Source organism: Longimicrobiales bacterium (assembly GCA_028823235.1).
GTDB lineage: Bacteria > Gemmatimonadota > Gemmatimonadetes > Longimicrobiales > Gaopeijiaceae > UBA2589.
Genome location: JAPKBW010000044.1, coordinates 1 through 6828, shown reverse-complemented (window position 1 = coordinate 6828; position 6828 = coordinate 1). Strand labels below are relative to the sequence as shown.

At 62.1% G+C, this 6828-nt stretch carries 5 protein-coding genes; 4 read left to right on the top strand and 1 reads right to left on the bottom strand.

The window, feature by feature from the left end; translation table 11 throughout:
• Positions 1–245: 245 nt before the first annotated feature.
• Genes OSA81_13105 through OSA81_13090 form a run of 4 tightly spaced genes read left to right on the top strand, consistent with a single transcriptional unit; the run spans position 246 to position 6169 of the window.
• On the top strand, positions 246–2714 hold the full coding sequence (locus OSA81_13105; protein MDE0899939.1) for an ABC transporter substrate-binding protein: 2469 nt from the start codon (positions 246–248) through the stop codon (positions 2712–2714).
• Positions 2715–2720: 6 nt separating this feature from the next.
• Complete coding sequence (locus OSA81_13100; protein MDE0899938.1) at positions 2721–3422, top strand: ABC transporter ATP-binding protein; 702 nt, start codon at positions 2721–2723, stop codon at positions 3420–3422.
• A 3-nt stretch (positions 3423–3425) separates the two neighbouring features.
• On the top strand, positions 3426–4313 hold the full coding sequence (locus OSA81_13095) for a branched-chain amino acid ABC transporter permease (protein ID MDE0899937.1): 888 nt from the start codon (positions 3426–3428) through the stop codon (positions 4311–4313).
• The gene (locus tag OSA81_13090) at positions 4313–6169 is read left to right on the top strand and encodes an ATP-binding cassette domain-containing protein (protein MDE0899936.1); all 1857 of its coding nucleotides are present in this window, start codon (positions 4313–4315) and stop codon (positions 6167–6169) included. The genes OSA81_13095 and OSA81_13090 overlap by 1 nt, the downstream gene beginning before the upstream one ends.
• 24 nt (positions 6170–6193) lie before the next feature.
• Here OSA81_13090 and OSA81_13085 read toward each other — a convergent pair.
• Positions 6194–6828, bottom strand: a 635-nt coding sequence (locus OSA81_13085; protein ID MDE0899935.1) for a gamma-glutamyl-gamma-aminobutyrate hydrolase family protein, incomplete at its 5' end; no start/stop codon positions are given.

Genomic DNA, 6828 nt, shown 5'->3' with positions numbered 1-6828 from the left:
GCCCACGGAGTCGGAGGAGGTTCTCTCGACCGCCCTGGGTGGCGACTGGGAGTTCCGTGGGATCAGGTCTCCGCGCCGTGGTTGAGCGATCCGGATACATAGAGATCGACAGGACGTCGGGTCGTTTCAGAGCCGAGGGAAGCAGACTGTGTGCAATCAGGATCTCGCACAATTTGTACCTTCTGCATCTATTGGGCAACAGTTCGCGTAACAACACGAAGTGAAAACTTCAGGGGGGCAGAGCAATGAAGTCCAAGTCCTTGATCGCCGTAATGACGGTCTTTGCGATCCTCGCCGCAGCATGCGGTAGCGACGAGGATGTGAGCACCACGCCTGTACCTACGACGGCCGTTGCGGCGCCAGTTACAACCGCTGCCGCTCCAGTTACATCAGCGGCTGCGGCTGCGGCTGGTTCGGCGGTTGTGGGTTTGGATATTGATGCGATCCTGGGTGCTGATCTGGCGAGTTGTGCTACGGCGCCGTCGGGTGATCCGATCCGGGTGGGTATGGCAATGGACTTCAGCGATGTCGTCGGGTTTGTCGATATTCCTGGTTCCAACCTGGTGCCCTACGTTGCTGAGTTGATCAACTGCACTGGTGGCATCAACGGCAGTCCTGTCGAGGTTCGTGTGGCCGAGGTTGGCGACGATGCCGCTTTGGCCGCGCAGGAGTTGCTGGATTGGGGTGCACAGTTCCTCATCGGCCCACCGTTTGCCGACTTTGCCCTTCCGATCCTCCAGACAACCGGGGGCAATGTGCCGCTGTTCGTGGCGGCCTCTACCGAGCCGACCCTTGCGGATGCTTCGATCAACTCGTACCTGGTGACCTTTGACGACTTCGCCATGGCGGGAGCAGCTGCACAGTGGGCGCTTGATCAGGGCATTACCCGTGCGATCGTGTTCACCGAGGGTGAGGGAATCCCCTACACCGGTGTAAACCCCGATGCCTTTGCTGCTGCGTTCGTGGCCGGTGGTGGTGAGGTGGTCAGCACCCAGACCTACGTGTGGGCTGCCGACACCGACTTCTCCGCGCAGGTGAACGAGATAGCCGGCATTTCTGAGAACAACGAGGTGGTCTTCTCTGCTGCTCTGGCCTTCCAGGTGACAGCGCTTCGGGGCCAACTCGAGGGGCAGGGCCTCGACGGCCTCACCTACATCGGGACCGATGCCATGGATGCCACCGGCATCCAGGTTGAGGCCAACAACGAGGGAATAGCCCACACGCCCCATACCAGCATCAGCGCCGGTGACCCGATCGACACGCTGCTGGCAGGCTATGAGGCTTCACGGGGCGAGGCGCTAGCGAGTCGTGGGTTCATGGCCCTCTACGTTGATTCGTTGTTCCTCGGCATTCAGGGCATGTTGGACTGCGACTGCACCGAGCCTGCCGACATCGGTGAGGCCGTGAAGCAGATCTCGGGGTTCCAGGGGTTGTCCGGTGAGATCACCTATGCCGGCACCAACGGCATTCCCCCCAAGGCCGTTCCGATCAACCAGATTGTCAACGGCGAGGACGTGCTGGTCGCCACCGTAAGCGGCACCACCGTCACAGTTACATCAGCGGCTGCGGCTGCGGCTGCGGCTGGTTCGGCGGTTGTGGGTTTGGATATTGATGCGATCCTGGGTGCTGATCTGGCGAGTTGTGCTACGGCGCCGTCGGGTGATCCGATCCGGGTGGGTATGGCAATGGACTTCAGCGATGTCGTCGGGTTTGTCGATATTCCTGGTTCCAACCTGGTGCCCTACGTTGCTGAGTTGATCAACTGCACTGGTGGCATCAACGGCAGTCCTGTCGAGGTTCGTGTGGCCGAGGTTGGCGACGATGCCGCTTTGGCCGCGCAGGAGTTGCTGGATTGGGGTGCACAGTTCCTCATCGGCCCACCGTTTGCCGACTTTGCCCTTCCGATCCTCCAGACAACCGGGGGCAATGTGCCGCTGTTCGTGGCGGCCTCTACCGAGCCGACCCTTGCGGATGCTTCGATCAACTCGTACCTGGTGACCTTTGACGACTTCGCCATGGCGGGAGCAGCTGCACAGTGGGCGCTTGATCAGGGCATTACCCGTGCGATCGTGTTCACCGAGGGTGAGGGAATCCCCTACACCGGTGTAAACCCCGATGCCTTTGCTGCTGCGTTCGTGGCCGGTGGTGGTGAGGTGGTCAGCACCCAGACCTACGTGTGGGCTGCCGACACCGACTTCTCCGCGCAGGTGAACGAGATAGCCGGCATTTCTGAGAACAACGAGGTGGTCTTCTCTGCTGCTCTGGCCTTCCAGGTGACAGCGCTTCGGGGCCAACTCGAGGGGCAGGGCCTCGACGGCCTCACCTACATCGGGACCGATGCCATGGATGCCACCGGCATCCAGGTTGAGGCCAACAACGAGGGAATAGCCCACACGCCCCATACCAGCATCAGCGCCGGTGACCCGATCGACACGCTGCTGGCAGGCTATGAGGCTTCACGGGGCGAGGCGCTAGCGAGTCGTGGGTTCATGGCCCTCTACGTTGATTCGTTGTTCCTCGGCATTCAGGGCATGTTGGACTGCGACTGCACCGAGCCTGCCGACATCGGTGAGGCCGTGAAGCAGATCTCGGGGTTCCAGGGGTTGTCCGGTGAGATCACCTATGCCGGCACCAACGGCATTCCCCCCAAGGCCGTTCCGATCAACCAGATTGTCAACGGCGAGGACGTGCTGGTCGCCACGATCGGAGGCTGATGCTTCATGCTCGAGGTGTCGGGTCTGACAACCAAATACGGTGAGATCTCGGCACTCAGAGAAGCCAGCCTGCACGTTGGGTCCGGTGAGGTTGTAGGCCTCATCGGACCCAACGGTGCTGGCAAGACGACGCTGTTGAACTCCATTGCCGGGCTCTTGGCACCTAGCGGTGGTCGTGTCACCTTCGACGGCAAGGACATCACCGGAATGCCTCCTGAGAAGCTGCTCAGGTCGGGCCTTGCCCTGGTACCCGAGCACCGGCGGATCTTCGTTGACCTGACGGTGGAGGAGAACCTCAGGATCGGCGGTGTAACCGTTCCCTCAGCGGACCGGCCGGCGCTGCTTGACGAGATGGGCGAACGGTTTCCGATGTTGCGCGACAAGTGGACCACCTCGGCCGGCTACCTGTCCGGTGGCGAAGCGCAGCAACTGGCCATCGCCCGTGCGCTCATGTCGAGGCCCCGACTCCTCATGATGGATGAACCATCTCTGGGGTTGGCTCCACTACTGGTCGACGTGGTGTTCGACCTGATCGAAGCGCTCCGATCCCAGGGTCGGACGCTGCTCGTCGTTGAGCAGAATGCAACGAGGATGCTCGACCTGGCCGATCGGGCCTACGTGTTGCGGAGCGGCGAGGTCGTTGCCGAGGGCACCGGTGCCGAGCTTCGTGACAATGAGGATCTCTTCGATACCTTCGTCGGCAACTGAGCCATGACCGAACTCCTCCAGAACCTCATTGATGGCCTCGGCCGCGGGAGCATCTATGCCCTGCTGGCGCTGGGTGTCGCAGTCGTCTTCGGTGTCATGCACCTGCTCAACTTCGCCCACGGTGAACTCATCACGGTTTCGGGTTATGCCACGTTCTGGGCCATGGCAGCCGGTTGGTCGTGGTACCTGACCGTGCCCCTCATCGTGGCCGTCTCCGTTGCGACGTCGTTGGCCATCGAGCGTGTCGCTTTCAGCCGGGTGAGGGGCGCCGATGACTTCACCCTGCTCCTTACCTCGTTCGGTGTGCACTTCGTGGTGTCGGCCATCTTCCTGTTGTATGTGTCGGCCTCGGTAAAGACCTTTCCCCGTCCTGGCTGGGTCACGAATACCTACGCACTTGGGTCGTTGAGGGTTGAGGTCTTCGACACGGTCGTTATCGGTGTCACCGTCGTCACGCTCCTCGCAACCACCCTCCTACTGCAGCGGACCATGTTTGGTCTGGCTCTGCGAGCGGCCGCGGCCGATTTTGACACTGCTCGGCTGATGGGCGTCCGTTCCAACTCTGTTATCCGTGGAGCCTTCGCGCTGTCAGGACTGTTGGCAGGTATTGCCAGCGTGTTCTGGCTGATGCGGGCCGGGAGTATCAGCCCGTCTGCCGGCATCAACCCCATGCTCAAAGGAGTTCTCGCAGCCCTGGTTGGTGGCCTTGGCAGCCTCCGCGGAGCGGTCCTGGGCGGACTAGCCCTCGGCCTGGCAGAGGTGCTCCTGCGCTCCCGCCTACCCGATTCGGTGGCCAGCCTCACTGAGGGTGTCGTCTTTCTCCTCATCGCTCTGCTCTTCATCTTCCGTCCACAGGGCATCGTCACAGTGACCCACGCGGAGCGGGTCTGATGTTTCCCGACCTCCGGCGCGACGTCGTGTTTCCGATCGCTGGTTCGGTCATCTTGTTCACCCTGGTCGTGGCCAGCGGGCTCGTGTACCAGAGTCAATTCGGCGGCGTAGGGGAACGGCTCATAACCATGGCCCTGATTGATGCCATCATCGTGCTGGGGATGCAGGTGTTCATTGGGAATACGGGAATCCTGTCGTTTGGCCACATCGGGTTTGGGGCGATCGCCGGCTATGCGTTCGCCGTTTCCGCCATCTCGCCGGTAGAGAAGATGAAACGGATTCCGGACGCTCCATTCGGGTTGACGGATGTGAACGTGGATCCGTTATTGGCGGTTCTGATCGCATTAGCTGCGACTCTTGTCGTGGCACTGGTGGTCGGGCTCGGGCTGGCTCGGTCCGGCGCCGAGTCCGGCGCGGTCTCTGCCACGGTCATCACGTTGGCACTGTTGTTCGTGACGCACGAGGTGGCCCGAAACTGGCCTGCGGTAACCGGCGGTGATCGGGCGGGCCTGTCTTTTCGCATCGGTGGCACGCTGAACGGGCGCGTAGCAATCTATGTAGCGCTGTTTCTCGCCATCCTCGTTGCGCGGCTGTATGCGCAGAGCAGGGGCGGGCGTCTGGCGGTGGCGGCCCGCGAAGACGACCTGGCGGCACGAGCGATGGGCGTGAACCCGCTTGTGCAGCAGATGGTGGCGCTCCTGATTTCAGTGGCAATTGTGAGTGTCGGGGCCAGCCTGCGGGTCTACGAGAAGGGTTCGATCCTTCCGGGTGACTTCTTCTTCAACCTAACGTTGGTCACGCTGGTGATGCTTATCGTCGGTGGCCGTCGCAGCGTGTCCGGGGCCCTGCTCGGAGTGGCGGTCATCACCGCGGGTCGCGAGTTGGCGCGGCGCCTGGGTCAGGATGGCTTCGAGATGTTTGGCGTGGGTCTCGACGGAGCGCCTCTTGATTGGATCTTCAGGGAGAACCTCAAGACCGTGTTCCTGGGTGTCTCGATGCTGGGTTTCATGATCTGGCGTCCCTCGGGCCTTCTCGACGACTGGGAGTTGGATGAATGGCTCCATGCGAAGTTCCGTCGGAGTAGAGAGTCCCCACCAGCTTCCCCTCAGGTGGTTGAGCCGGATGACTCAGCTTCGCTGGTGGCCAGCGGGGTCGATGTGGCCTTTGGAGGGTTCCAGGCACTGACAGGTGTGGGAATCGAGGCTGCCAGAAGTGAGGTGGTAGGCATCATCGGTCCCAACGGTGCCGGCAAGACGACGCTCTTGAACGTCATTACCGGACTTGTTGAGTCCGATTCCGGGCGAATATCTCTCGGAGACACCGATCTCACGACGGCTCCGTCCTTCAAGATCGCAAGGAGCGGGTTGGTACGGACCTTCCAGAACCTCCGCCTGTTTCCTTCTCTCACGGTTCGCGAGAATGTCGAGGTTTCATACCTCGTGGCAGCGTCGCATCGTCGGCATCGGTCACCCTGCGACGTTGACGGGTTGATTGCTGCTGCAGGTCTCTGGGCGCATCGCGATCGTCGGGCCCGCGAACTCGACTACGGAACTTCCCGTCGACTGGAACTTGCCCGTGCTGCCGCTACGGCACCTGCCTTCCTGCTCTTGGATGAGCCGACGTCGGGAATGAGTGACTCGGAGTCCCTCCAGATGATCGAGCAGGTCAGGCAGATGGCTGGCCTTGTCGGAGCCGGGGTGGTCGTCATCGATCACGATCTGAACTTCATCATTGGTATTTGCGATCGCATTTACTGCCTTGACTGCGGTCAGGTCATTGCGCACGGGACCCCAGAGGAGATTCAGGCTGACCCGGTTGTCCAGGCCGCTTACATCGGTTCGACAGCAGAGGGCTGAATCCGAAAGCCTGTAGGCGACGTCTCAGGATCGCTCTGCAGCCGCTTCGACCAGCCAGGCGAAGAGTGGATCGCCGGGTCGGCCCGGGAGCATCTCGGGGTGCCACTGGACGGCCACGATTGGGAGCGACTCGTGCTCCAGGCCCTCGATGGAGGCGTCCTCGGCGAAGGCCGTCGCTCGCAGGCCGGCACCCAGCCTGTCAACGGTCTGGTGGTGCAACGAGTTGACCCGACGGTCGTCCGTGTAGATGCCTGCCAGCACCGAACCCGATTCGAAGGAGACCCCGTGCCACTCTTTGGTTGTGGGGTGGTCGAAGCCCGCGTGTGTCGGAACGTCCTGGTGGAGGGTGCCGCCAGCGTGCACGTTGATGAGCTGGAGGCCCCGGCAGATGCCGACCGTCGGCAGCGAGCGGTCGACGGCCGCCTGCAGGACGGCACACTCGTGGTCGTCACGCAGTGGCTCCGGTGGAAAGGCATCGGTCTGCGGCTCGTGGCCGTACCTGGCCGGATCGATGTCGGCGCCTCCCGTGAGCAGCACGCCGTCCAGATGGCCCATGAAGTCGACCGGGTCCACGTCGAGGGGGAGGAACACCGGCACCCCGCCTGCCTCCAGCACGCCACGTCCATAGTCGGCGTAGAAGAGGTCGACGGCGAAGTCGG